This is a genomic window from Saccharopolyspora oryzae, from assembly GCF_027853915.1.
In the GTDB taxonomy this organism is placed as follows: Bacteria; Actinomycetota; Actinomycetes; order Mycobacteriales; family Pseudonocardiaceae; genus Saccharopolyspora; species Saccharopolyspora oryzae.
In genome coordinates, this window is record NZ_JAQGLA010000069.1 from 21152 (window position 1) to 43491 (window position 22340).

The following is a 22340-nucleotide window of genomic DNA, read 5'->3' on the forward strand; positions in this document are numbered from 1 at the left end:
GCGCCTGGCCCCTCACGAGATCCGCAGTTTCAATTGAAACTGCGGCTCGGCGGAGCACCGGACGGCTCAGCAGGACAGCGGTCGGCCTTCGGCGATGTGGAACTGCGCGCGGGAGTCGAGCAGGAGGGCGACCAGCGAGCGGGCCTCCTGGCGCATCGGCACCACTCGCCCGCCGTCCGGGCCGGGTGTGCTGCGCACGCCGTGCAGGTCGAGCTTGTCGCGCACCGCACCGAACTGGTCCGCCGTCAGGCCGTACGCGCAAGGCGGGTTCTCGTCGACCTGGCTCGGAGCCTCGTTGTCCGCACCGTCGAAGTAGATCGGCCCCTGGCCGAGCAGACCCGCTTGCCGGGCGGTGGCGGTCGCGGTCGCGATCTCACCGCGGCGCTCGGACATCATCCGCAACGTGGCCGCGACCCCGGTGCGGTGGGAGTCGACGCGGCGGCGGTTGTTGACCGCCGGATCGGTCTTCTCCTCGTCGGTGAGCGGGTCGACGCGGGTTTCCACCAGCAGGCCGAGGGCGTTCTTGACGCCGATGGTGTTGCGCAGGATCCGCTCCTGCCCGTCGCCGGCGACCTGCTTGATCGGCTCACCGGTCTCCGGGTCCGTCCAGATGCCGTAGATGCCGGTGGAGAACCCGGTGTCCTCGACCGCGGGCCGGACGTACTCCTCGGACAACCGCTCCGACTCGTCGTGCACGCCTTCGGCGGCGTTGAGGTTGCGCGGCCACAGCGCGAGGAGGTCCTTGACGTAGTAAGGCGGCTTGGCGCCGTACTCGTGCAGGTCGTGCACCACGTCGGGCCGCTCGTCGCGGATCACCTCCGCCACGGCTTGCGCTTCCGGCGTGTTCAGCGCGATGTGGTCGCGGTTGATGTCCACGCCGTCGGCGTTGCCGCGGGTGTTGGCGACGTTGCCGTCCGGGTTGGCGTTCGGCACGAACAGCACGCTCGTGGTGCTCAGGAACTTGCGCACCTCCGGGTCTTCGGACAGCCCGAGATCGCGGATGGTGCCCAGGCAGGCTTCGCGGCCGGAGGGCTCGTCGCCGTGCTGCGAGCAGGTGAACAGCACTGCGGTGCGCGCTCCCCGAGCGCCGACGCGGACCAACCGCAGCGGGCGGTCCTGCTTGGTCTTGCCGATCTGCTCGACCGAAACCTGCTGGCTGGCCTCGTCAACGGCCTGCAGGAACTCGGTCTCCTCCTCCGGTGTCGTCCACCGGCTGCCGTCGGTCTGCTCGAAACCCGTCGTCGGTGCAGCGGTCCGCTCCTGCGCGGACGCCACCGGCGTCACCAGCAGAGCACCGACCGCCAGCGGAACCACCGCGCTGCGCGCGAGACGCCCCATTTCGACCCCTTTCGGCGATGTGCGACGACTCGCATCCACCACCGCCGAACGTCAGGAGTCAAGCGGTGAAGGCACTTTCGTGTTCCTTCAGGCCTCCACGGCGACGCGCTGCCGAGCGCGTTGCACGCGGGCCGTGCGGTTCCAGCTCCACCAACCGTGGATCACCAGGGCCGCGAAGACCACGTAGATCGCCGCGCTGACGTGCAGGCCGGACGCGATCTGCAGCGGGACGCCCACCGCGTCCACGGCCAACCAGACCAGCCAGAACTCGACAAGACCGCGCCCCTGCGCCCAGAACGCGACCAGAGTGCCGATGAAGATCCAGGAGTCCGGCCACGGCGCCCACGAGGCGTCCAATGCGGACAGCAGCAATGCGAACGCGGACGTGCCGATGGCCAGCGCGCCGACCAGCACGAGCCGCTCCACGGCGGAGGCCTTGCGCACCACGACGCCGTAGACCGGGTCGCTGCGGCGGTTCCACGCCCACCAGCCGTAGATCGAGATCAGCAGGATCATCACCTGCCGGACGGCCAGCCCGCCCAGGTGCGCCGAGGCGTAGACGGCGAACAGCAGCACCGTCGCCGAGACCTGCACCGGCCAGGTAGCCAAGGTCCTGCGCTGGGCGAGGAAGACCACTGCCAGGGCGCACAGCTGCCCGACGAGTTCCGCCCACGAGATCTGCTGGCCCAGCACGGTGATCCCGTTGCCGAGCACCCATTCCGCGACAGCCTGCACGCCCGCTCCTCCCACCTGCGACGTGCGCACCGGGGTATGCGGGCAGCCCGGAGCGGACACCTGCCGACACCGACAGCCCTACTCCGGTCGACCCGTGCGCTGCCTCTCATCCGGACTTTCACCGTCGGTTCCGGAATTCCACCGGATCGGCCGACACCTCGCGGGGCGAGGCGCCGGTTCGCGGACTGTTACCGCCGGTTCGGATTTTCACCGAGCCCCGGAGCGCACGACTTCGTTCGTTCTGCGCAACATCGTGCGCCTGCTGATCTGTTCCCGCGCCAATACGTGCGTCGCGTCACATCGGCTCCTGGCGCGAAAACCGGTTGCACGGCGACCGAAGCGCCCTGGATCTTCTCCTGGTGCGCAGATCCGACGCCCCACGTGACCACGGGCTCGACCGATGAACCGCGCTCTCGTCCTGCTGCTGTCCCTGACCTGCGGGATCAGCGTTGGCAACATCTACTTCCCGCAGGCGATCAGCCCCCTGGTCGCCACCGGCCTGGGCGTCCCCGTCGACGCGGCTGCCATGGTCGCGACGGCCGTGCAGTTCGGCTATTCGATCGGCATCTTCCTGCTGGTGCCGCTCGGCGACCGCGTCCCGCACCGGCTGCTGATCACGTCGCTGCTCGCCATCACCGGCCTCGGCCTGCTGGCCGCCGCAGCGGCTCCCGCGCTGCCACCGCTCGTGGCGGCGAGCGCCCTGATCGGCACCACGAACGTGATCGCACCCCTGATCAGCCCGTTCGCCGCCGGTTTGGCGGGCGAGCGCCGCCGCGGCGCGGTCATCGGGACGCTGCTGAGCGGGTCGATCGGCGGGATGCTGCTATCCCGCGCGTTCGGCGGTTCGCTCGGCGAGTGGCTCGGGTGGCGGGCTCCGTACCTGGTGTCCGCGGCGCTCGTCCTGATCGTGGCCGTCGTCCTGGCGTGCGCGCTGCCGAGCACGGAACCTCCGTCGGCGCAGCGCTATCCGGCGTTGCTCGGCGAATCGCTGCGGCTGCTCCGCACCGAGCCCGAACTGCGGCGTTCCTGCTTCTACCAGGCGATGGTGTTCGGGAGCTTCACCGCCGTCTGGACCGGGGTGGCCCTGCTGCTCACCAGTCCGGTCTACGGGCTCGGCGCACCGGCCGTCGGAGCGCTCGCGGTGGTCGGCGCGGCGACCATGGTCTGCACTCCGATCGCCGGTCGCCAAGCGGATCGGCGGGGTCCGGACGCCGTCAACCTGGTGTGCACGATCGGCACGATCACGTCGGCCGCGCTGCTCGCCGTCGGCAGCTTCGGCGGGGCGGTGGGACTGGTGTCCCTCGTACTGGGCACGCTGGTGCTCGACGTCGCGATGCAGTCGGGCATGGTCGCCAACCAGGTGCGGATCTACGCGTTGCGCCCGGAAGCCCGCAGCAGGCTCAACACGGCCTACATGACCTGCGCCTACCTCGGCGGCAGCGCCGGATCTTGGCTCGGGGTGCGGGCTTTCGCGCACTTCGGCTGGCCGGGCGTGTGCGGGCTGGTGGTGCTGCTGTCCGGATCAGCGCTGGCCGGGCTCCTGCTCTCGATGCGCCGCAGGGGTGCGGGAGCGGCGGTGTGAGCAACGCCCTCGGATGGCCGATCGAACAGGCGTGCAGGCGCCGGTAGACTCGATCAGCAGCTCGAGGAGGGGACGCCGGATGAACGACACCGATCACGCCATCCTCGCGTTCGAGCTCGAGCACTGGCAGTACCAGGGCAACAAGGAGCGGGTCATCCAGGAGCGCTTCGGGTTCTCCCCGAACCGCTACTACCAGCGGCTGAACCGCCTGCTGGACGAGCCCGAAGCCCTGAAGCAGCAGCCCGCGCTGGTCAAGCGGCTGCTGGACCAGCGGGACAAGCGAGCCCAGCGCCGCACCGCCCGCGACGTCTGATCCGCTGAGCGGCTCCCCGAACGAAGAAGCCCCGCCGCACCTGGTCGGCACGACGGGGGCTCTCGTCCTGATCCCTACTGCTGGGGTTGCTGGGCGGCGTGCTGCTCCGGGGTGAGCTGGCGGGCCTGCTGGATCCGGACCAGCTCCGCCAGCAGCGGTGCCGCCTGGTCCGGCGGCATCGCCTGGAACGCCTTCTTGATCGCCTCCGGGTCCGCGGCCCCCGCCTGCGCCGGGATCTGCGGCGCCTGCTGCTTGCCCACCACGGTGTTCACCAGGTCGACGAGCATCGCGACGACGGTGCGCGGCCCGACCTCGGTGTGCCAGCCCTGGATCTCGCCGTTCGGTCCGCGCGGGCCGAGCAGCTCCTGCTCCAGCCGCCGGAGGATCGCGTCCTGGTCCGGGGTCATCTGGTCCTCCTGGTCCTTGTTCCCGAGATCGGCGCGGAACCGGTCCATGTCGACGTGACCGGGGTCGATCTTGCCGGTGGTGCTGGTCTCCTTGTGACCGCGCGCGGCGTCCATCGGGCGGCCCAGGTGGTCGAGCACCGCGCGGGTCGCCTTCAGCGCCGCCGAGTACTGCTCCGGGCTCGGCCCCTGGTCGACGCCCTGGTAGTCCCACTCGAAGCCGACGTAGAGGGTGTTGCCGTCGCCTTCCGGGTTGGGACCGGAGGCCTTCGCCTCGCCCGCGTGGTTGGCGCGGCCGGCGGCGATCATGTGCACCACCCCGTCGAAGCCGATCACCGCGTGGCAGAGCGGTCCGGCCAGGTCGGGGCGACCGTCGATGCAGAGTTGAACGCTCGGTGCTGGGTCCTCACGAGAAGCAGGCGTGGCGGTGTGGTGCTCGAGCACGCCGACCGGTGCCGGCTGCGGCCCCGAGGTGGCGGTGCGCTCCCGCCAGCCGTCGGTTTCGACCACCGTCAGCCCTGCCGCGCGCAGCGCGTCCGCCAGCCAGACGAGGGGCAATGCCAACCTGATCACTCTCCTGGCTTGATCCGTTCCTCCATGGTGTCGCCATCGAATCCGGGCGACCACGGCCAAGTGCGTGAAAATGGTCGGGACCCACCCAACGGGTGAGTCCCGACCATTCGGCTTTCCGGCGGATCAGAGTCCGCTGGTGTGCGGATTCGTCGGCTCCGGGGCCGGTTCCGCGCCGTTCTTCTTGCTGCCGTTGGCGGTGCCGAACTGCGCTTCCACGCCGCTCAGCCACTTCCCCCAGCGCTGCTGCATCGGGCCGATCAGACCGCCGCCGACACCGACGACGATCACACCGCCGATGGTGGCCAGCACGGTCACCAGGATCGGGGTGGTCACGGTGAGCGCGATGCCCATCTGGTTCAGCGCGGCGATCACGCCGAGGGCGACGATGAAGCCGAAGGTGATCTTGCTCAGCACGCCGCCGATCGGGCGGCCGCCCAGGGCGCCGCGCACCAGGTCGCCGACCACGCGGCCGACCGCGGCGGCCACCAGCACCAGCACGATCGCGACGAGCACGCGCGGCAGGAACAGCACGATCTGGTCGATCAGGTCCTTGACCGGGTTCGGGCCGAAGGCGCCGAGCGCGAGCTGCAGGAAGATCAGCAGGACGAAGTAGTAGACGACCTTGATCAGCAGGCCGCCGAGATCGACCTGCGACTTGGCCGTCATGTCGGCCAGGCCGGCGCGCTTGAGCAGCCGGTTGAACCCGAGCCGCACGAAGAGCACCTGAATGGCTTTCGAAATCGCCTTGGCGATCAGCCATCCGATGAGCAGGATGATCAGGAACATGAAGAGCTTCGGCACGAATGTGGCGATGGCGGCCCAGGCCTGGGCCAGCCCTGTTTGCAAGGTATCCACGATTTCACCTCGGAAAAGCCGACGGGCGACGTTAGTGGGTGATCGTTTCCTCTAGTCGGCGAATCGACAAACCGAAAGCCCGACTCGAAAGGGGGAATTGATTCCCCGAATGGATTAAAGAAAATCACCCGGGGTCAACGCAGCCGGGGATGTGAGCCCGCCCGCACCGGCGAACCGGTGCCCGCCACCGCTGATCGACGGCGTGCGATTCTGGAGTCATGAGTACCGAACGCGCAGGTGAGCGGGATACCGGTACGCAGCGGCAGATCTCGGCCGCCACGCTCCGCCGCCTGGAGCGCGCTTCGGGCGGGCTGGCCGGGTCCAGCGTCAGCGCGATGGAGCAGCGGCTGCCGTGGTTCCGCCGGTTGCCCGCCGACCAGCGCGCCAGCGTGCTGCTGGTGACCCAGACCGGCGTGTCCAACTTCGTGGCCTGGCTGCAGGACCCGACCGAGGCGATCCGGCTGACCGCCGAGGCGTTCCGCGCCGCCCCGCGCGACCTGTCCCGCTGGGTCAGCCTGCGGCAGACGCTGGAGCTGGTGCGGGTTGCGATCGACGTGTTCGAGCAGCAGCTCCCGGAGCTGGCCGACGAGCAGTACGAGCGCACCCTGCTGACCGAGTCGATCCTGCGCTACACCCGCGAGATCGCCTTCGCCGCCGCGACCTCCTACGCTGCCGCCGCCGAGGCACGCGGTGCGTGGGACGCGCGGCTGGAGGCGCTGGTCGTCGACGGGATCGTGCGCGGCGACGCCGAGGAATCACTGCTGTCGCGGGCCGCTGCGCTGGGCTGGGAGCCCTCCTCGGAGGCGACCGTCCTGGTCGGCAACGCCCCGTCCGACGACCCGCCGACCATCGTCTACCAGGTGCGCAGCCGCGCGGCGCGGGTCGGCTGCCCGGTGCTGCTCGGCGTGCAGGGCTCCCGGCTGGTGCTCGTCTTCGGCAGCACCGAAGACGGCCGGTCCACCGAGGAGACGGCGCTGCGGCTGTCCGAGGCGTTCGACGAGGGCCCGGTGGTCGTCGGACCGACCGCACCGAGCCTGGCCGAGGCGCACCGCTCGGCCGCGGACGCGATGTCCGCGCTGCGGGCCGTGGTGGCCTGGCCGACCGCACCGCGCCCGGTGCCCTCCGGCGACCTGCTGCCCGAGCGGGCGCTGGCCGGCGACCCGGAGGCCGAGCGGCAGCTGGTCGAGCGGATCGTGCTGCCGCTGGTGGACGCCGGCGGTTCCCTGATGGAGACCGTCGACACCTACCTCGAGGTCGGCGGCGTGCTGGAGAACTGCGCGCGGCAGCTGTACGTGCACCCCAACACCGTCCGGTACCGGCTGCGCAGGGTGGCGGAACTCACCGGTCGCACGCCCTCCAACGCCCGCGACGCGCACGTGCTGCGGGTGGGCTTGGCGGTCGGCAGGCTGGCCAAGGCGCACGGCCTCTGGTGACACCGCGGTCACGCCCGGTACCAGGGGTTTACCGCCGTTGACCGGCGAGTCACCGACCGGACACGCCCGACAACGATTCACCCCCGCACCGGGCCGGGCACGTTCGGCGCTTGTAGACACCCCACAACTTTGCGCTCCGGACTTCGTCCGTCCCGGCATCACTCCGATCGCACCGCGGCGTGTTCAGTAGCAAGGGTGATCGCGCTTCTCGCCCCTGGACAGGGGTCCCAGACCCCAGGGATGTTCAACCCGTGGCTAGAGCTGGACGGCGTCGCCGAACGCCTCGGCGCCTGGTCCGAGCTGACCGGCCTGGACCTGATCCGACTCGGCACCACCGCGGAGGCCGAGGAGATCAAGGACACCGCGGTCACCCAGCCGCTGGTGGTGGCGCTGTCGCTGATCGCCGCCGAGGAGCTGCGCCGCCGCGTGACCGTGCCGGAGGGCACCCCGGTCGCCGGGCACTCCGTCGGCGAGCTGGCCGCCGCAGCGGTCGCCGGTGCGCTGAGCTCCGATGACGCCGTGGCGCTGGCCGCGGTCCGCGGCCGGGAGATGGCCGCGGCATGCGCGCTGGAGCCGACCGGCATGTCCGCCGTGCTCGGCGGCGAAGCCGACGACGTGGTGACCCACCTGGAGCACCTCGGCCTGGACCCGGCCAACCGCAACGGCGCAGGTCAGATCGTGGCCGCCGGCCGCCTGTCCGCGCTCGAGCAGCTCGCCGCCGAACCGCCCGCCGGGGCCCGCGTCCGGCCGCTGCCGGTCGCCGGTGCCTTCCACACCCGCTTCATGGCGCCCGCGCAGGACACCCTGGCCAAGCACGCCGAGCAGGTCAGCTCGAGCGATGCCGCGCTGCCGCTGCTGTCCAACGCCGACGGCGCGGTGGTCACCGACGCGGCCGAGATCGTGCGCCGCCTGGTCTCCCAGGTGACCAGCCCGGTCCGCTGGGACAGCTGCATGGCGACGCTGGCCGAGCAGGGCGTCGAGGCCGTCGTGGAGCTCCCGCCCGCAGGCACCCTCAGCGGCCTGGTGCGCCGCGAACTCAAGGGCGTCAAGACCGTCGCTCTGAAGACCCCCGCCGACCTGGACAAGGTCGCCGAACTGCTCGGGAGCGACGAGTGACCAAGCCCCGCATCGCCCAGAACGCCGCTCCGGCGGGCACCCGCCTGCTCGGCTTCGGCAGCACCCAGGGCAACCGGATCGTCACCAACCACGACCTGGCCAAGCTGGTCGACACCAACGACGAGTGGATCCGCCAGCGCGTCGGGATCGTCCACCGCCGCCTCGGCGACGAGAACCAGACCGTGGTGAACATGGCCGCCGAGGCCGGCTCCAAGGCCGTCGCCGACGCGGGTCTCACGCCCGCCGACATCGACCAGGTGATCGTGGCGACCTGCACCATGCCGGGCGGCATCCCCAACGCCGCGGCCCAGGTCGCCGACCAGATCGGCATCAAGGCCCAGGGCGCCTTCGACGTCAACGCCGCCTGCGCCGGGTTCGTCTACGCGCTGTCCGTCGCGTCGGACGCGGTGCGCGCCGGTTCGGCCCGGAACGTGCTGGTGATCGGCTCCGAGCGGTTCCAGGAGTGGATCGACTGGGAGGACCGCGGGAACTGCATCATCTTCGCCGACGGCGCGGGTGCGACCGTGGTCGGCCCGTCCGACGAACCCGAGATCGGCCCCAGCGCGCTGGGCAGCGCCGGTGACCTGGTCGACACCATCTACCTGCGCGACGGCAAGTACATCTACCAGGAAGGCCAGGCGGTCTTCCGGTGGGCGACCACCCAGATCGCTCCGGTCGCCGCTCGCGCGGTCGAAGCCGCTGGTCTGAAGCTGTCCGATGTGGACGTCCTGGTGCCGCACCAGGCCAACCTGCGGATCGTGGAGGCCATCGCCAAGAAGCTGCAGAGCCAGGGTGCGCGTGAAGACCTCGTGCTCGCGCGTGACATCGTCTACTCCGGCAACACGTCGTCCGCGTCCATCCCGCTGGCCATCGACCACATGCGGGGTGCTGGGGAGATCTCCAGCGGGGACGTGATGCTGCTCGTGGGCTTCGGGGCCGGGCTGTCGTACTCCGCCCAGGTCGCCGTCTGCCCCTGACCCCCAGCTGCCGCAGGCCGCAGGCCGGCGGTGAGGAACGCAAGTACCAGGAAGGAAACACCCGTGTCCAACGAGGAAATCACCAAGGGTCTGGCCGGCATCGTCGAAGAGGTCGCCGGTGTCGACGCCGCTGACGTGTCCGTCGACAAGTCCTTCGTCGACGACCTGGACATCGACTCGCTGTCCATGGTCGAGATCGCCGTGCAGGCCGAGGACAAGTTCGGCGTGAAGATCCCGGACGACGAGCTGGCCAACCTCAAGACCGTCGGTGATGCGGTGGACTACATCGCCAAGAACGCATGACGACCGAAGTCGTCATCACCGGGCTGGGCGCGACGACGCCGCTGGGCGGCGACGTCGCGTCCACTTGGGACGGGTTGCTGACCGGCGCGACCGGCATCAAGCGCCTCGAGGAGGAGTGGGTCGACCGCTTCGAGCTGCCCGCCAAGATCGGCGCGCCGCTGGCGGTCGATCCGTCCGAGGTCCTGCCGCGCGTGCAGCTGCGGCGGATGGACCGCTGCGAGGCGATCGCCGTCATCGCCGCCCGCGAGGCGTGGGCGGACGCCGGTTTCGAGCGGCCCACCGACGACTCCGAGGACGTCGACCCGGACCGCTTCGGAGTGGCGCTGGGCACCGGCATCGGCGGCCCGAAGACCCTCCTCGAGCAGGACGACCTGCTGGAGGAGTACGGGCTGCGGAAGGTCTCGCCGCTGACCGTCCCGATGCTGATGCCCAACGGTCCGGCCGCGATGGTCAGCCTGGACCTGCGGGCCCGCGCCGGGGTGCACTCCCCCGCGTCGGCCTGCGCTTCGGGCGCCGAAGGCCTGGCCAAGGGCTTCGACATGATCCAGCAGGGGCACGCCGACGTGGTGGTCGCCGGTGGTGCGGAGTCCTGCATCCACCCGGTCACCATCGCCGGGTTCGCCCAGGCCCGGACCCTGAGCACCCGCAACGACGACCCGGAGCGGGCTTCCCGCCCGTTCGACGTCGACCGCGACGGGTTCGTGATGGGCGAGGGCGCCGGGGTGGTCATCCTGGAGAGCGCGGAGCACGCCAAGGCGCGCGGCGCGCGGATCTACGCCCGGCTGGCGGGCGTGGGCATCACCTCCGACGCCTACCACATCACCGGCAGCCCGCCGGACGGTCGCGGCCAGATCGCGGCGATGCGCAAGGCGATGCGCACCGGCGGCCTGGAGCCGTCGGACATCGGGCACGTCAACGCGCACGCGACGTCGACCGTGGTCGGCGACGTCGGCGAGGCCAACTCGGTGCGCGCCGCCATCGGTGACGGCGCCGTGGTGACCGCGCCGAAGGGCTCCCTCGGCCACCTGGTCGGCGGCGCCGGAGCGGTGGAGAGCATCGCGACGATCCTCTCGCTGCAGAACGGTGTCATCCCGGCTACTCGGAACCTCGAGAAGCTCGACCCGAAGGTCGAGGTGGACGTGGTCGCCGACAAGCCGCGGCCCGGTCACCTCGTAGGTCTGCCCGGCGTGCCCGTCCGCGGTGAGCGCCGCGACCGCGACGTCGGCGATGTCGTCGGCGTCGACGAACGGCTCCCCCACCGCACCGACCGGCAGCGCGACCTCCCCGGCCCGCACGGCTTCGACCAGGAAGTCCTCGGAGAAGTTCTGCTGGAACCAGGCCGCGCGCACGACCGTCCACTCCGCACCGGATGCGCGGACCGCCGCCTCGGCCTGCTGCGCACCGGTCTCCCCGCGGCCGGACAGCAGCACCAGCCGCCGGACCCCGCTGCGCACGGCCAACTCGGCGAACTCGCGGACCACCTCGGCAGCCCCGGGAACGGCGAGATCCGGCTGGTAGGACACGTACGCGGCGTCGACGCCGGCCAGCACGGCGGGCCAGCCGGCGGGATCCGTCCAGTCGAAAGCCGGTGCGGCGGAGCGGGATCCGGCGCGCACCGGCCGTCCCAGGGCGGAGAGGCGATCGAGGACCCGGCGACCGGTCCGGCCAGTGGCACCGAGGACGAGCACTGACTTCAGTTCGTTGTCGGACATGCCCCCAGCAAAGTCGTGATCGACTGGACTCCCCATAGCCGAAGAGCTAGATCCCATAATCGAACGTCCAACCCCGCTCCGGAGGTCCGCAAATTCAATGGAAATCGGACCTCCAATTTCCATTGAATTTGCGGACCTGCACCGGGGTGCTGAGCCATAAGGTCATGGCGTGGACACTTTGGCCGGGCTGCTCGACGGACCGCGGGCGCACGGCGCCTTCCTGCTCCGCTCGATCCTGGAACCGCCCTGGTCGCTGCGCATCCAGGACCGGGCGCCGCTGACGCTGGTCGCACTGGTGCACGGCTCGGCATGGGTGCTGCCGGACGGATCCGAGCCCGCGCTGCTCTCGCCCGGCGACGTCGCGCTGGTGCGCGGTCCGGGCCACTACACCGTCGCCGACGATCCGAAAACCCCGTGGCAGGCCGTGATCCACCCGGGCCAGCGCTGCACCAGCCCGAGCGGCGCACCGCTCGACGGGCTCTCCGACCTCGGCGTCCGCACCTGGGGCGCGGGCACCGCGGGCACGACGACCCTGCTGACCGGCACTTACCAGGTGGTCGGCGAGATCAGCGACCGAGTGCTCACCGAGCTGCCCGAACTCGCCGTGGTCCGGCACGAATCCCTCGCCGCCCCGCTGGTCGACCTGCTCGCCGCGGAGATCGGCAAGAACGCGCCGGGCCAGGAGGCAGTGCTGGACCGGCTGCTCGACCTGCTGCTCATCGCCGCGCTGCGGGCCTGGTTCGCCGGTTCTCCCGACCGCACCCCGGCCTGGTACAGCGCGCAGTGCGACCAGATCGCCGGGCGAGCGCTGCAACTCATGCACGACGCCCCGGCGACCCAGTGGACCGTTGCCGGGCTGGCCGCGCGCTGCGGCGTCTCGCGAGCGGGTTTCGCCCGGCGCTTCACCGAGCTGGTCGGCGAGCCGCCGATGACGTACCTGACGAACTGGCGGCTCGCGCTGGCCGCAGATCTGCTGCGCGAATCGGACGCGACGATCGGCGCGGTCGCCAGGCAGGTCGGCTACGGCAGCGCGTTCGCGCTCAGCAACGCGTTCAAGCGGCGGTACGGCGCCAGTCCGCAGGAGTACCGCCGGAGCGGGTCACCCGGCGCAGGGCTTGCGCAGGGCGCTGTTGGGCAACTTGCTGGTGTCCAGGCGCAGTGACTTGCCGGACTCGTCGACGACCATCGGGTACACCAGGTTCCAGTCCAGGCACCCCACCGGCATGTCCGGCGGCGCGGCGTCGGGCGTCTGGTAGCTCTTGAAGGTCAGCAGCGCGAGCAGCGATCCGTCCGGGCCGGGGTCGATCCGGTGCACGGCGATGTCGAGGTCGTCGGTGGTGCCGTAGGCGGTGAGCCACTTGGCCTTGGGCAGCTCGTCCCACTTGCTCCGGACCACTGTGGACTTCCACAGGTCGTAGTTGCGGGTGTTGATCGACCGGAAGTGGTCGTCCAGCAACCGCTGGACCTCGCGCTGATCGGGGTGCTCGAGAGCCCCGGGCATGTAGACCACGCCCTCCGGGCTCTCGACCGACTGGGCGACGTCCTCGCCCTGCTCCGCCTGCGGTCGTGCCGGCTCGCGGTAGTACGTCTCGGCGAGCAGCACCCCGCCGCCACCACCGGCCAGCAGCGCGAGAACAGAGACAGGAAGACCCCACTTCACCCAAGAACGCACGGCCACAAGCTTCGCACAACCCGATCAGGGCCGAGACCGGTTCCGATCAGATCGGCGCTCAGCCGACGCGGTGCAGCCAGGTGACCGGGGCGCCGTCCCCGGCCCGGCGGAACGGTTCGAGCGCGTCGTCCCACGCCGCGCCCAGGAGCTGCTCCACGCGGTGCGCGAACGCTTCCGACCCCTTGGCGTTGGCCGCGAGGGTGCGCAGCTGGTCCTCGCTGACCACGATGTCGCCGTTGGCGCTCGTGCTGGCACGCCACAGGCCCAGACCGGGGGCGTGGCAGAAGCGCTGCCCGTCCATCCCGGGACTGGGGTCTTCGGTGATTTCGAAGCGCAGCATCGGCCACGCTCGCAGCGCGGTCACCAAGCGCGCGCCGGTACCCGGCTCACCTGTCCAGTTGCACTCCGCGCGGAGTTGCCCTGGGGCTGCCGGTTGTGCCGTCCAGCGGAGTTCCGTCCGGATGCCGAGTGCGCCAGAGATCGCCCACTCGACATGCGGGCAGACCGCAGACGGCGACGAGTGGACGTAGACCACACCAGCGGTGTGGTTACGGTCGCTGCCACGGGTGCTCACTGCTGACCTCCGCTGTTCGACGAGGGACGTCTTCCCCTACGACCTCGCGAACCCGACGATCACCAGATTGCGGCGCCATTCTGCATCGCCCGTCGTGCGCTGCGCCACCAGAAGACCGCGTCCGGCTGAGCAGGCGCGGCGCTTCGAGCCGCCGGGGTCCGGCCGTCGCACGCTGCTCCGATCAGGCGTAACCGCAGATCCCGGGGGTCTCCTCGAGTTCCGGCAGCGCTCGGCGGCAGCGCCGGAGCACCGTCGAACACGTGGCGGATACCACTCGATCGGACGAATCTTGGATCTCCGCGACAACCCCGGGACGGCCCGACTAACGTCTGGGACGCGAACAGGTGCGTGCTCACCGGACTGCGGGACGGGAGGTGTCCTCATGCGACATGTGCGGCTCGGTACGGATCCGACCGAGGTCGGCGCCGACATCCGGGCGGCCATCTCCGCGTGGGGTGCCGGCAGCTCGGTGCTGGGCGGTTTCGCGGTGTTCGGCGCCCGGCCGCCGGGTGCTCCCCGCGCGCTGGACGCGGTGGTGGTGCTGCCGCGCGGCATCGTCGTGGTGCTCGGGGTGGATCTGGCCGAACCGGCGCTGAAGGTCGAAGCCCCGCTGCAGACACCGTGGACTGTGGACGGTTGGCCGCTGGTGCGCGCGGAAGGCGCGGTCAACCCCGGGCTGGAAGGTCTCGAGTCCGCTGCCGCATTGGCGCGGAGCCTGCAGTCCCGCGGCTTGGAACCGCTGCCGGTCGCCGCCGTCGTGGTCGTCGGCCCGTACGCCGGGCAGGTCACCCAGCCCACCACCGACCTGCACCGGGGCGTCCGGGTGGTCTCGCCGAACACCACCTCGATCCTGGCCGCCGCCCGCGAGCTGGCCACCTACGAGCGGTCCTGCCCGGTCGAACCGGCCCAGCAGTTGCTGCAGGTGCTCGCCGGGAACAGCCCGTTCAGCCTCGACGAGCTCGTCGAGGAGGGCTTCCCGGTATCGCCGGAGACCGACCTGGCCACGGCGGACACGATGCTGATCCCGAAGCTCACCGAACCGTCGACCGCGCGCTCGACCTCCCGTCGCACCGGCCTGATCGCGGCCGCGGCGGTGCTGGTCGTGCTGTGCGGCGCGCTGATCGCGTGGTGGGTCGTCGGCGGCTCGACCGCCGCCCCGCACCAGCCCGCCGCGGCGGTCCAGCGGGTCGACGGGGTGGAGTTCGCGCAGCAGGTGACCGATCAGGAGAAGACCTGCGCCCCGCACGCCTTCGGCGACGTCCAGCGCTGGTTCGAGCAGCGGCCCTGCCGGAACCTGACCCGCGCGGTGTTCGACACCGAGGTGTCCGGCCGGCCGGCCGCGGTGTCGGTCACCATCGTCGAGCTGCCGGACGAGCAGGCCGCCGGCGAGCTCCGGGCGCTGGCCGACGAACCCGGCACCGGCGGGGTCACCGACCTGGTGGCCGAGGGCCGGGGTTGGCCGGGCGGACCGGAGAGCTTCGACAACGCCGCGCAGGTCGTGCAGCAGAGCGGGAACGAGGTCCGGATCGTGCAGACCATCTGGCGGCACCGCGATTCCTCCCCGGAGGACGTGGGTCTGCGCGCCCTGGCCGAGCGCGGCCTGCGCCTCACTCCCCGCCCCTGAGCTCGGGTTCGCGGGCGTCCGCGGGCGTGGTCTGCTCGGGGATGCGGGGGCGGTGCGGGGGTTTCGTGACGTACGGGCTGCTCAGCCGGTTGAGGAAGAAGGCCGGGGCGAACAGCGGCACCACCGCGGACAGCGCCGCCGCCGTGACCCCGGCGCGCACGACGTCGCGCGGCAGCAGCACCGCATGCCGGTCCACGAACCGAACGCTGGTCAGCGACGCCACCCACAGCACCACCACGAAGCAGACCATCGTCGCCACGGCCAGCAGCACCGCGGGCTGGTAGCCGAGGCGTTCCGCACCGATCATGACCGCGACCCAGCCGAGCAGGGCGGGCACCTGGCCGCGCTCGGTGGTCGCCGCCCACAGCAGACCGCCGAGCACCGCGAGCGCGCCACCACCGCTCTGCCACGCCGCCGACAGGCGCTCGGCCCACTCACCGGTGGTCATGCCCAGCCGCGCGACGAAGTGGCCGAGGACGTCCAGCGCGCTCGGGCTCTCCTCCGCCAGGACGAACTGGCCGAGGATCCAGACCAGCGCCCACAGCGACACGGCGAACGCGAGCACCTGCTGCCACCGGGGGCGGTCCAGCGCTGCTCGGTACAACCGCGCCAGTTCCTCTTGTCGCGCTTGCACATCCACCCCTGTCGTCGGTGTCGGCGGCAGGACCGATGGTCGGTCAGCGGTGACCGGGCGAGCCGGTATTGATCAGATCAGGGGCGTGTCCGGATCGCGGAGCGTGATCAGCTCCAGAACGTGCCCGGTCCGTCGGCGCAGACCCCGTCGGCGCTGCACGCCGGTGGGATCGGGCGCACCTCGGAACCGTCGACCAGCCACTGCCCGTGGCCGCTGGTGGAGACCAGGAACCGCCCCAGCGGATCGGCGGACAACCGGACAGCACCCGCGGCCAGCTCAGGGGCGTGGAACGGCACTCCGGCGCCGAGCTTGCGGCCGTTGGCGTCGAAGGTGGCCACCCGCGCCTGACCGGCATCGCAGGTCGGCGACTCGAGCGCGGCGATGTCCCGCCCCGTCCAGGTGACCGCCACCGGGCCGCAGCCGTCGGGCACCACTTCGACGCGCCCGTCCAGCGAGGTCGCCCCGGGCGCGAGCACCAGGACGCCGGCCTGATCGCGGCCCGGTTCCGCGGCCACCAGGGCCAGCCGGCCGTCGTCGGACAGGGCGAGGTCGTCCACCCGCGTGCCTGCGGGCAGCGCGATGCGTTGCTGCTGCTCACCGCGCAGCACGACGACGGCGTCACCGTCCCGGTAGGCGATCTTCCCGCCACCGGCGGTCAGCAGCCGCGCGTCGCCGATCCGCACCGGCAGCACCCGCTGCTCGCCGCCCGGGACCACTTCGACGAGCCGTTCTCCGTCCGCGGTGGACGTCAGGGCGAGCACCCGGTTCCGGTCGGTGGCCAGCACCGCCGGATCCGCCCCTGCGACGTCGTCGGAGAGCACGCCGTTCTGCCGGCCGGAGAAGATGTCGAACGAGGCGATCACGCCGGGCTCCGGCGCGGCCAGGTAGCTGTTCGGGTGCGCGCTGACCTGCGTGGTCTGCTGCCCCGGCAGGACCAGCACCGCCACGAGGAGCGCCACCGCCGCCGCGGCGACCAGGCCGATCGCCGCGAACCAGGGGCGCCGGGGGGACTTCTGCCGTCGTCGTGCGCTGGCGAGCATCTTGGGCAGCGCGTCGGGCTTGGGCTCGACGTCGTCGACCAGCCGGTGCAGCTGCGCGCGCACCAGATCCACGTCCCGCGTGCCGTTGCTGTCGTTCACACCCGCTCCCCCAGCAGCTCGGACAGTCGTGAAACGCCCCGCGAGCAGTACGACTTCACCGCTCCCTGGCTGCATCCCATCACTTCGGCGGTGCGGGATTCGCTGAGATCCGAGTAGTAGCGCAGCACCACGGCCTCCCGCTGCCGGCGCGGGAGCTTCGCCAGCGCCGCGGCCAGCACCGCGCGGTCGACGCCTCGCCCGGTGTCGTCCGGCTGCCGGTCCTCGGTGGCGATCTTGGGCTGGTACTTCTTGGCCACCAGCCGCCGCCGCAGCATCGAGCGCGCGCGGTTGAGCACCGCCTGCCGCAGGAACGCCAGCGCCTTGTCGGGGTCGCGCAGCCGCGCTCGCGAGTCGAACACCCGCACGTAGGCGTCCTGGACGATGTCCTCCGCGGAGGCCCGGTCGTCCACCAGCAGAACGGCGATGCGCAGCAGTTGCTTGTAATGCTCCTGGTACAGATCGGTCAGCTTGCTCGTCAGTTCATCCATTGCCGCCAGCCCGTCGCCCGGCCAGGCGGTCACGGGCAATGCGATCGACACCGTCACATCTCTGCACGACGCGCAAGACCCCCTCCATGGTTGCGGCCGGGTTCCCACTTGTTACCGACTCGGCGGCACCCCAACGGCGGCGGAGTTTACCGATGCAGTCGTCGAAGATCATCTCGTGGCGCTTTCCCGCAGGTCACCGCCGCCAGACGGGGCAACGCAGGCCCCACCGGGGGCGCGGTGACAAGGCGTCGCTTACATCCTGGTTACTTCCGGGCCACGGACTGGACATTCCGCACGCGCGCGCAGATCCTCGTTCGTGCTGCGCACCTCACACTCGCGCGGCGGAATCGCAGGAATGGAGTCCGAGGACGGTGGCAACGAACACGGCGCCGAGCGGTGGCACAGCTCGGAAACGCAGGATGACTCCCAAGGAGATCGCCATCTGGGTGGTGGTGGCGATCGTCGGTGCGGTCGCCTGGGGCATCATCGCGCTCAGCCGGGGCGAGGAGATCTCCGCGGCCTGGCTGGTCTTCGCGGCCCTGGCCTCTTACGCGATCGGTTACCGCTTCTACGCCCGGTTCCTCACCTACAAGGTGCTCAAGGCCGACGACACCCGCGCGACCCCGGCCGAGCGGCTGAACGACGGCACCGACTTCCAGCCCACCGACCGCCGGGTGCTGTTCGGCCACCACTTCGCGGCGATCGCCGGAGCGGGCCCGCTGGTCGGCCCGGTGCTGGCCGCGCAGATGGGGTACCTGCCGGGCACCGTCTGGATCATCGTCGGCGTCATCTTCGCCGGTGCGGTGCAGGACATGGTGGTGCTGTTCTTCTCCACCCGCCGCAACGGCCGCAGCCTCGGGCAGATGGCCCGCGAGGAGATCGGCCCGGTGGGCGGTGTCGCGGCGCTGATCGCGGTGCTGGCGATCATGATCATCCTGCTGGCGGTGCTGGCGCTGGTCGTGGTCGGCGCGCTGAAGGGCTCCCCGTGGGGCACCTTCTCCATCGGCATGACCATCCCGATCGCCCTGTTCATGGGCTTCTACCTGCGCTACCTGCGGCCGGGCAAGATCGTCGAGACCTCGGTCATCGGCGTCGCCCTGCTGCTGCTGAGCATCGTCGCGGGCAGCTGGGTGGCCAACTCGGCGCTGGCCGGGTTCTTCACCCTCTCCGGCAACGAGCTGACCTTCGCGCTGATCATCTACGGCTTCATCGCCTCGGTGCTGCCGGTGTGGATGCTGCTGGCGCCGCGCGACTACCTGAGCACGTTCATGAAGGTCGGCGTCGTGGCGATGCTGGCGGTGTCGCTGCTGATCGCACTGCCGGTGATGAAGACCGAGGCGATCACCGACTTCGCGCTCAACGGCAAGGGCCCGGTGTTCACCGGCTCGCTGTTCCCGTTCGTGTTCATCACGATCGCCTGCGGTGCGCTGTCCGGCTTCCACGCTCTGGTGTCCTCGGGCACCACGCCGAAGATGCTGGAGAAGGAGTCGCAGGTCCGGATCATCGGCTACGGCGCGATGCTGACCGAGTCGTTCGTGGCGATCATGGCGCTGGCCGCGGCCTGCATCATCGACCCGGGCCTGTACTTCGCGATGAACATGCCCGCCAACGCCCTCGGCTCGACCCTGGAGTCGGCGTCGCAGGCGGTGGCCGGGCTGGGCTTCCAGATCACCCCCGAGCAGCTGGCGGCGGCCGCGGCCGCGGTGGACGAGGAGACGCTGGTCGGCCGCAGCGGCGGCGCACCGACCCTGGCCGTCGGGCTGTCCGAGGTGTTCTCGCAGGTCATCGGCGGGGACGCGATGAAGGCGTTCTGGTACCACTTCGCGGTGATGTTCGAGGCGCTGTTCATCCTGACCACCGTGGACGCCGGCACCCGGGTCGGCCGGTTCATGCTGCAGGACACCGTGGGCAACGTCTGGAAGCGCTTCGGCGACGTGAGCTGGCGGCCGGGCAACTGGATCGCCAGCGCGGTGATCGTCGGCGCCTGGGGCTACTTCCTGTGGGCCGGCGTGAACGACCCGCTGGGCGGCATCAACCAGCTGTTCCCGCTGTTCGGCATCGCCAACCAGCTGCTGGCGGCGGTGGCGCTGGCGGTGGCCACCACCCTGCTGATCAAGGCGGGGCGGGCCAAGTACGCGTGGGTCACGCTGATCCCGCTGGCCTGGGACGTGGCGGTCACGTTGACCGCGAGCTGGCAGAAGATCTTCTCCGCCGACCCGAAGATCGGCTTCTTCGCGCAGCGCGCGGCCTACCAGGCGGCCCTGGACGCCGGGGAGACCAGCAAGGGCACGGCGCACACCGCTGAGGAGATGCAGAAGGTCGTCGTGAACTCGACGGTGGACGGGGTGCTCAGCGTCCTGTTCGCGGTGCTGATCGTGATCGTGCTGGTGGACGCGGTCCGCGTCTGGATCAAGGCGCTGCGCGCGACCGAGCTGCTGCCGACCACCGAGGCCCCGTACGTCAAGTCGGAGCTGTGGGCCCCGTCCGGTCTGATCCCGACCGCTGAGGAACGCCGCATCCAGCAGGAGCTGGAGGCGGAGAAGGCCGGGGCGAGCACATGACGACCACGGTCCTGACCAAGCTGCGCGGCACCGCCCGCACGGCCTGGCAGATCGTGCGCGGCGTGGTCGGCGAGAACGCCTACGAGCGCTACCTCGACCACCACCGCCGCAACCACCCCGGCGAAGAACCGCTCGGCGAGCGGGAGTTCTGGCGGCGCCACGTCGATCGCCAGGACGCCACCCCCGGCTCCCGCTGCTGCTGACCGATCGCGCGAAAGGGCACCTCCTGACCGTCAGGGGGTGCCCTTTCGCCGTGTTCAGCGCAGGTCTTCGGTGGCCAGGCGGAGGGCGAGGCCGCCGAAGAGGAGGGCTGCTGCTCGGTCCAGCCAGCGCTGGACGCCGGGCCGGCTGACCAGGAGGCTCGACAGCCAGCCGGAGGCCAGGCCGACTCCGGCGTCGACGCAGATGCCCACCGCGACGAGCAGCCCGCCCAGGGCGAGCAGCTGCACCGGGACCGGCCAGGGCGCCGCCACCGAGACGAACTGCGGGACGAACGCCAGGTAGAACAGGATCACCTTGGGGTTGGACACGTTGGTCAGCACCGCGAGGACGTAGATCCGGCGCATCGACCTGGTCGGCGCTCCCCGCACGTCCGGCAGCGCCGACGACCGCAGCGACTGCACGGCCAGGTAGAGCAGGAACGCGATCCCGGCGATCCGGACGACCTCCAGCGCGGCGGGTACCGCCTGGAACATCGCCGTCAGGCCGAGAGCCGCCGCGGCGGTGTGCACGACCACGCCGGTGGACATGCCCACCGCGGCCACCACACCTCCGCGCGGCCCGGAGGAGATCCCGTTGGCCAGGATGAACATCATGTCCGGGCCGGGCACCAGTGCGATCACCAACGCCGCACCGGTGAACGCCAGCAGGATTCCTAGATCCACCTCAGCCTCCGATCCGGTGGCAGGGACGAGGAAGTTCGCGTCAGTTGGGGCTTCCTTTCCAGCGCACGGCACCTCGGAGCGCGCCTGCTCGAAGCTCCGCGGCACACCTGCGAGACGCCGTCATCCCGACTTGGAATGCCTCGGCAGCGTAAGGCCGCGGTCCGACAGCGGGCCCGGTTCGTGAGTACTTCGGGGTGCTCTGGCACCCCACTCCACTCACGATGCCTGACCTGCGGAAATCGGGCGGCGGAAAATCAGTTTCGGCGGTGCTGGGGTGGCTGAATAATCGGGCGCATGGATTTCAGCGGGTTTGACGCGCGCGGGTATCGGACCGTCGATGTTCGGACCGGGTACGGGGAGTGGGTCGGCAAGTACGAGGACACCGTCGAGGACGTCATGGATCTGCGGCTGCTGGAGCGGTTGCGGGATCCGGACTGGAGCGCCGTCGGGCGCGCCGCCGACCTCGGTTGCGGGACCGGGCGGACCGGGCAGTGGTTGCGGGGCAAGGGAGTTCCCGCGATCGACGGCGTCGACCTGACTCCGGAGATGCTGGCCTTGGCCGAGCGGCGCGGGGCGCACGACCGGCTCGCGGAAGCCGACGTCACCGCCACCGGGCTCGACGAGGGCGCCTACGACCTGGTGATCTCCTCGCTCGTCGACGAGCACCTGGCCGATCTCGGACCGTTCTACCGGGAGGCCTGGCGGATCGCGGCGCCGAAGGCCGCGTTCGTGCTCGTCGCGTTCCACCCGCACTTCATCATGGCTTCCGGGATGCCAACCCACTACACCAACGACGCCGGGGAGTCCTTGGCGATCACCACGAACGTGCACCTGATCAGCGACCACGTCTCCGCCGCGCTGGCGGCCGGCTGGCGGTTGGCGGAACTGCACGAGGGCCTGATCGACGAGGCCTGGCTCGAGGTGAAGCCGAAGTGGGAGCGCTTCCGCAACCACCCGATCTCCGCCGCCTACGTCTGGCGCAAGGACAGCTGACCTCGGTCCCGCCGGATCGAGGACGTCAGACCTTCCCCCGCACGCCAGGCCGGACGATCATGTGCCCGTGAAACGCATCGAGGTGGAACGGCTGGCCGACGTCGTCGGGGTGGTGACCCTGGGCATGGGCGTCGGACTGACCGCCGCTCCGGGGCCAGCGGGCAAAGCGCTCGGCTTGGACCCGAAGTTCGCCAAGCGAATCGGGATCATCGATCTGGCCCTCGCCCCGGGCCTGCTGCTGGGACGCCCCCGATGGCCGTGGATGGCTGTTCGAGCCGGGCTCAACCTGGTGCTCGCCGACCGCTACCGGGCCCGACGGGTGCCGGCCGGACTGGTGGGGATGGCTGCGCTGACCGCGATCGACGGAACGCTGGCCCTCACCCCCATCTGCCTCGGCAAGATCGGCAGCTGGGTCGTGAGTGCGTAACAG

The 22340-nt window shown here is 70.9% G+C and carries 22 protein-coding genes, 2 pseudogenes and 1 riboswitch; of the genes and pseudogenes, 13 read left to right on the top strand and 11 right to left on the bottom strand.

The genetic code is table 11. The annotated features are described in order from the left end of the window. Positions 1-66 precede the first annotated feature (66 nt). Together OU415_RS29045 and OU415_RS29050 are read right to left on the bottom strand one after the other, a co-directional pair. Positions 67-1338, bottom strand: a complete 1272-nt coding sequence (locus tag OU415_RS29045; protein WP_270952528.1) for a M14 family metallopeptidase — start codon at positions 1336-1338, stop codon at positions 67-69. Positions 1339-1425: 87 nt separating this feature from the next. Further along, complete coding sequence (locus OU415_RS29050; protein WP_270952529.1) at positions 1426-2073, bottom strand: nicotinamide mononucleotide transporter family protein; 648 nt, start codon at positions 2071-2073, stop codon at positions 1426-1428. Positions 2074-2167: 94 nt separating this feature from the next. Then, positions 2168-2301: riboswitch (FMN riboswitch) on the bottom strand. Positions 2302-2473: 172 nt separating this feature from the next. Between OU415_RS29050 and OU415_RS29055 the strand changes: the two genes are divergently transcribed. Then, on the top strand, positions 2474-3655 hold the full coding sequence (locus tag OU415_RS29055; protein WP_270952530.1) for an MFS transporter: 1182 nt from the start codon (positions 2474-2476) through the stop codon (positions 3653-3655). 79 nt (positions 3656-3734) lie between these two features. Further along, a complete protein-coding gene (locus OU415_RS29060; RefSeq protein ID WP_270952531.1) occupies positions 3735-3968 on the top strand; it encodes a DUF3263 domain-containing protein in 234 nt (77 codons plus the stop codon). Positions 3969-4042: 74 nt separating this feature from the next. On the opposite strand, the gene OU415_RS29065 is transcribed toward OU415_RS29060, so the two are convergent. Continuing rightward, positions 4043-4936, bottom strand: a complete 894-nt coding sequence (locus tag OU415_RS29065) for a peptidoglycan recognition protein family protein (RefSeq protein ID WP_270952532.1) — start codon at positions 4934-4936, stop codon at positions 4043-4045. 132 nt (positions 4937-5068) lie between these two features. Beyond that, a complete protein-coding gene (locus OU415_RS29070; protein ID WP_270952533.1) occupies positions 5069-5800 on the bottom strand; it encodes a mechanosensitive ion channel family protein in 732 nt (243 codons plus the stop codon). Between the two features lie 218 nt (positions 5801-6018). Between OU415_RS29070 and OU415_RS29075 the strand changes: the two genes are divergently transcribed. The 5 genes and pseudogenes from OU415_RS29075 to OU415_RS29095 all read left to right on the top strand — a co-directional run. Further along, positions 6019-7233, top strand: coding sequence for a PucR family transcriptional regulator (locus tag OU415_RS29075; RefSeq protein WP_270952534.1), 1215 nt, complete (start codon positions 6019-6021; stop codon positions 7231-7233). A 195-nt stretch (positions 7234-7428) separates the two neighbouring features. Continuing rightward, positions 7429-8349: an ACP S-malonyltransferase gene (locus OU415_RS29080; RefSeq protein ID WP_270952535.1), complete on the top strand. Its 921-nt coding sequence runs from the start codon at positions 7429-7431 to the stop codon at positions 8347-8349. Next, complete coding sequence (locus tag OU415_RS29085) at positions 8346-9326, top strand: beta-ketoacyl-ACP synthase III (RefSeq protein WP_270952536.1); 981 nt, start codon at positions 8346-8348, stop codon at positions 9324-9326. Before OU415_RS29080 ends, OU415_RS29085 begins: the two co-directional genes overlap by 4 nt. A 63-nt stretch (positions 9327-9389) precedes the next feature. Beyond that, on the top strand, positions 9390-9629 hold the full coding sequence (locus OU415_RS29090) for an acyl carrier protein (protein WP_270952537.1): 240 nt from the start codon (positions 9390-9392) through the stop codon (positions 9627-9629). After that, positions 9626-10789 (top strand): annotated as a pseudogene (locus OU415_RS29095) (beta-ketoacyl-[acyl-carrier-protein] synthase family protein); the annotation flags it as partial. The gene OU415_RS29090 and the pseudogene OU415_RS29095, both read left to right, overlap by 4 nt. Before the next feature lie 96 nt (positions 10790-10885). On the opposite strand, the pseudogene OU415_RS29100 reads toward OU415_RS29095, so the two are convergent. Next, a pseudogene (locus OU415_RS29100) lies at positions 10886-11464 on the bottom strand (SDR family oxidoreductase); the annotation flags it as partial. Positions 11465-11510: 46 nt separating this feature from the next. Between OU415_RS29100 and OU415_RS29105 the strand changes: the two are divergent. Continuing rightward, positions 11511-12503 (top strand): AraC family transcriptional regulator, encoded by a 993-nt coding sequence (locus OU415_RS29105; protein ID WP_270952538.1) that lies wholly within the window; start codon positions 11511-11513, stop codon positions 12501-12503. Here OU415_RS29105 and OU415_RS29110 read toward each other — a convergent pair. Together OU415_RS29110 and OU415_RS29115 are read right to left on the bottom strand one after the other, a co-directional pair. Next, positions 12441-13013 (bottom strand): hypothetical protein, encoded by a 573-nt coding sequence (locus OU415_RS29110; protein ID WP_270952539.1) that lies wholly within the window; start codon positions 13011-13013, stop codon positions 12441-12443. The genes OU415_RS29105 and OU415_RS29110 overlap by 63 nt on opposite strands. A 58-nt stretch (positions 13014-13071) precedes the next feature. Next, positions 13072-13587 (bottom strand): DUF3145 domain-containing protein, encoded by a 516-nt coding sequence (locus tag OU415_RS29115; RefSeq protein ID WP_270952540.1) that lies wholly within the window; start codon positions 13585-13587, stop codon positions 13072-13074. A gap of 382 nt (positions 13588-13969) precedes the next feature. Here OU415_RS29115 and OU415_RS29120 point away from each other — a divergent pair, with 382 nt between their 5' ends. Beyond that, positions 13970-15211: a hypothetical protein gene (locus OU415_RS29120; RefSeq protein ID WP_270952541.1), complete on the top strand. Its 1242-nt coding sequence runs from the start codon at positions 13970-13972 to the stop codon at positions 15209-15211. Here OU415_RS29120 and OU415_RS29125 read toward each other — a convergent pair. The 3 genes from OU415_RS29125 to OU415_RS29135 form a co-directional block, all read right to left on the bottom strand. Further along, entirely contained in the window at positions 15195-15845 is a 651-nt protein-coding gene (locus tag OU415_RS29125) for a hypothetical protein (RefSeq protein ID WP_270952542.1), read from the bottom strand. The two genes, OU415_RS29120 and OU415_RS29125, sit on opposite strands and share 17 nt — an antisense overlap. 107 nt (positions 15846-15952) lie before the next feature. Next, positions 15953-16984 (bottom strand): hypothetical protein, encoded by a 1032-nt coding sequence (locus OU415_RS29130; protein WP_270952543.1) that lies wholly within the window; start codon positions 16982-16984, stop codon positions 15953-15955. After that, positions 16981-17523 carry a SigE family RNA polymerase sigma factor gene (locus OU415_RS29135; RefSeq protein WP_270952544.1) on the bottom strand — a complete coding sequence of 181 codons (543 nt, stop codon included), beginning with the start codon at positions 17521-17523 and terminating at the stop codon, positions 16981-16983. The genes OU415_RS29130 and OU415_RS29135 overlap by 4 nt, the downstream gene beginning before the upstream one ends. Before the next feature lie 368 nt (positions 17524-17891). Here OU415_RS29135 and OU415_RS29140 point away from each other — a divergent pair, with 368 nt between their 5' ends. Next, positions 17892-20033: a carbon starvation CstA family protein gene (locus OU415_RS29140; protein ID WP_270952545.1), complete on the top strand. Its 2142-nt coding sequence runs from the start codon at positions 17892-17894 to the stop codon at positions 20031-20033. After that, complete coding sequence (locus OU415_RS29145; RefSeq protein WP_270952546.1) at positions 20030-20236, top strand: YbdD/YjiX family protein; 207 nt, start codon at positions 20030-20032, stop codon at positions 20234-20236. Before OU415_RS29140 ends, OU415_RS29145 begins: the two co-directional genes overlap by 4 nt. Before the next feature lie 54 nt (positions 20237-20290). Here OU415_RS29145 and OU415_RS29150 read toward each other — a convergent pair whose 3' ends face one another. Then, the gene (locus OU415_RS29150) at positions 20291-20917 is read right to left on the bottom strand and encodes a LysE family translocator (RefSeq protein WP_270952547.1); all 627 of its coding nucleotides are present in this window, start codon (positions 20915-20917) and stop codon (positions 20291-20293) included. A gap of 294 nt (positions 20918-21211) precedes the next feature. Between OU415_RS29150 and OU415_RS29155 the strand changes: the two genes are divergently transcribed. Together OU415_RS29155 and OU415_RS29160 are read left to right on the top strand one after the other, a co-directional pair. Next, positions 21212-21910, top strand: a complete 699-nt coding sequence (locus OU415_RS29155) for a class I SAM-dependent DNA methyltransferase (protein ID WP_270952548.1) — start codon at positions 21212-21214, stop codon at positions 21908-21910. A 67-nt stretch (positions 21911-21977) separates the two neighbouring features. Then, complete coding sequence (locus tag OU415_RS29160) at positions 21978-22337, top strand: hypothetical protein (RefSeq protein WP_270952549.1); 360 nt, start codon at positions 21978-21980, stop codon at positions 22335-22337. The last annotated feature ends 3 nt before the right edge of the window (positions 22338-22340 follow it).

What these genes read in the sequence shown, in the direction of transcription:
- OU415_RS29045 (WP_270952528.1), bottom strand. Translation starts at nt 1,338, where the DNA reads ATGGGGCGTCTCGCGCGCAGCGCGGTGGTTCCGCTGGCGGTCGGTGCT.
- OU415_RS29055 (WP_270952530.1), top strand. Translation starts at nt 2,474, where the DNA reads ATGAACCGCGCTCTCGTCCTGCTGCTGTCCCTGACCTGCGGGATCAGC.
- OU415_RS29060 (WP_270952531.1), top strand. Translation starts at nt 3,735, where the DNA reads ATGAACGACACCGATCACGCCATCCTCGCGTTCGAGCTCGAGCACTGG.
- OU415_RS29075 (WP_270952534.1), top strand. Translation starts at nt 6,019, where the DNA reads ATGAGTACCGAACGCGCAGGTGAGCGGGATACCGGTACGCAGCGGCAG.
- OU415_RS29120 (WP_270952541.1), top strand. Translation starts at nt 13,970, where the DNA reads ATGCGACATGTGCGGCTCGGTACGGATCCGACCGAGGTCGGCGCCGAC.
- OU415_RS29140 (WP_270952545.1), top strand. Translation starts at nt 17,892, where the DNA reads ATGACTCCCAAGGAGATCGCCATCTGGGTGGTGGTGGCGATCGTCGGT.
- OU415_RS29145 (WP_270952546.1), top strand. Translation starts at nt 20,030, where the DNA reads ATGACGACCACGGTCCTGACCAAGCTGCGCGGCACCGCCCGCACGGCC.
- OU415_RS29155 (WP_270952548.1), top strand. Translation starts at nt 21,212, where the DNA reads ATGGATTTCAGCGGGTTTGACGCGCGCGGGTATCGGACCGTCGATGTT.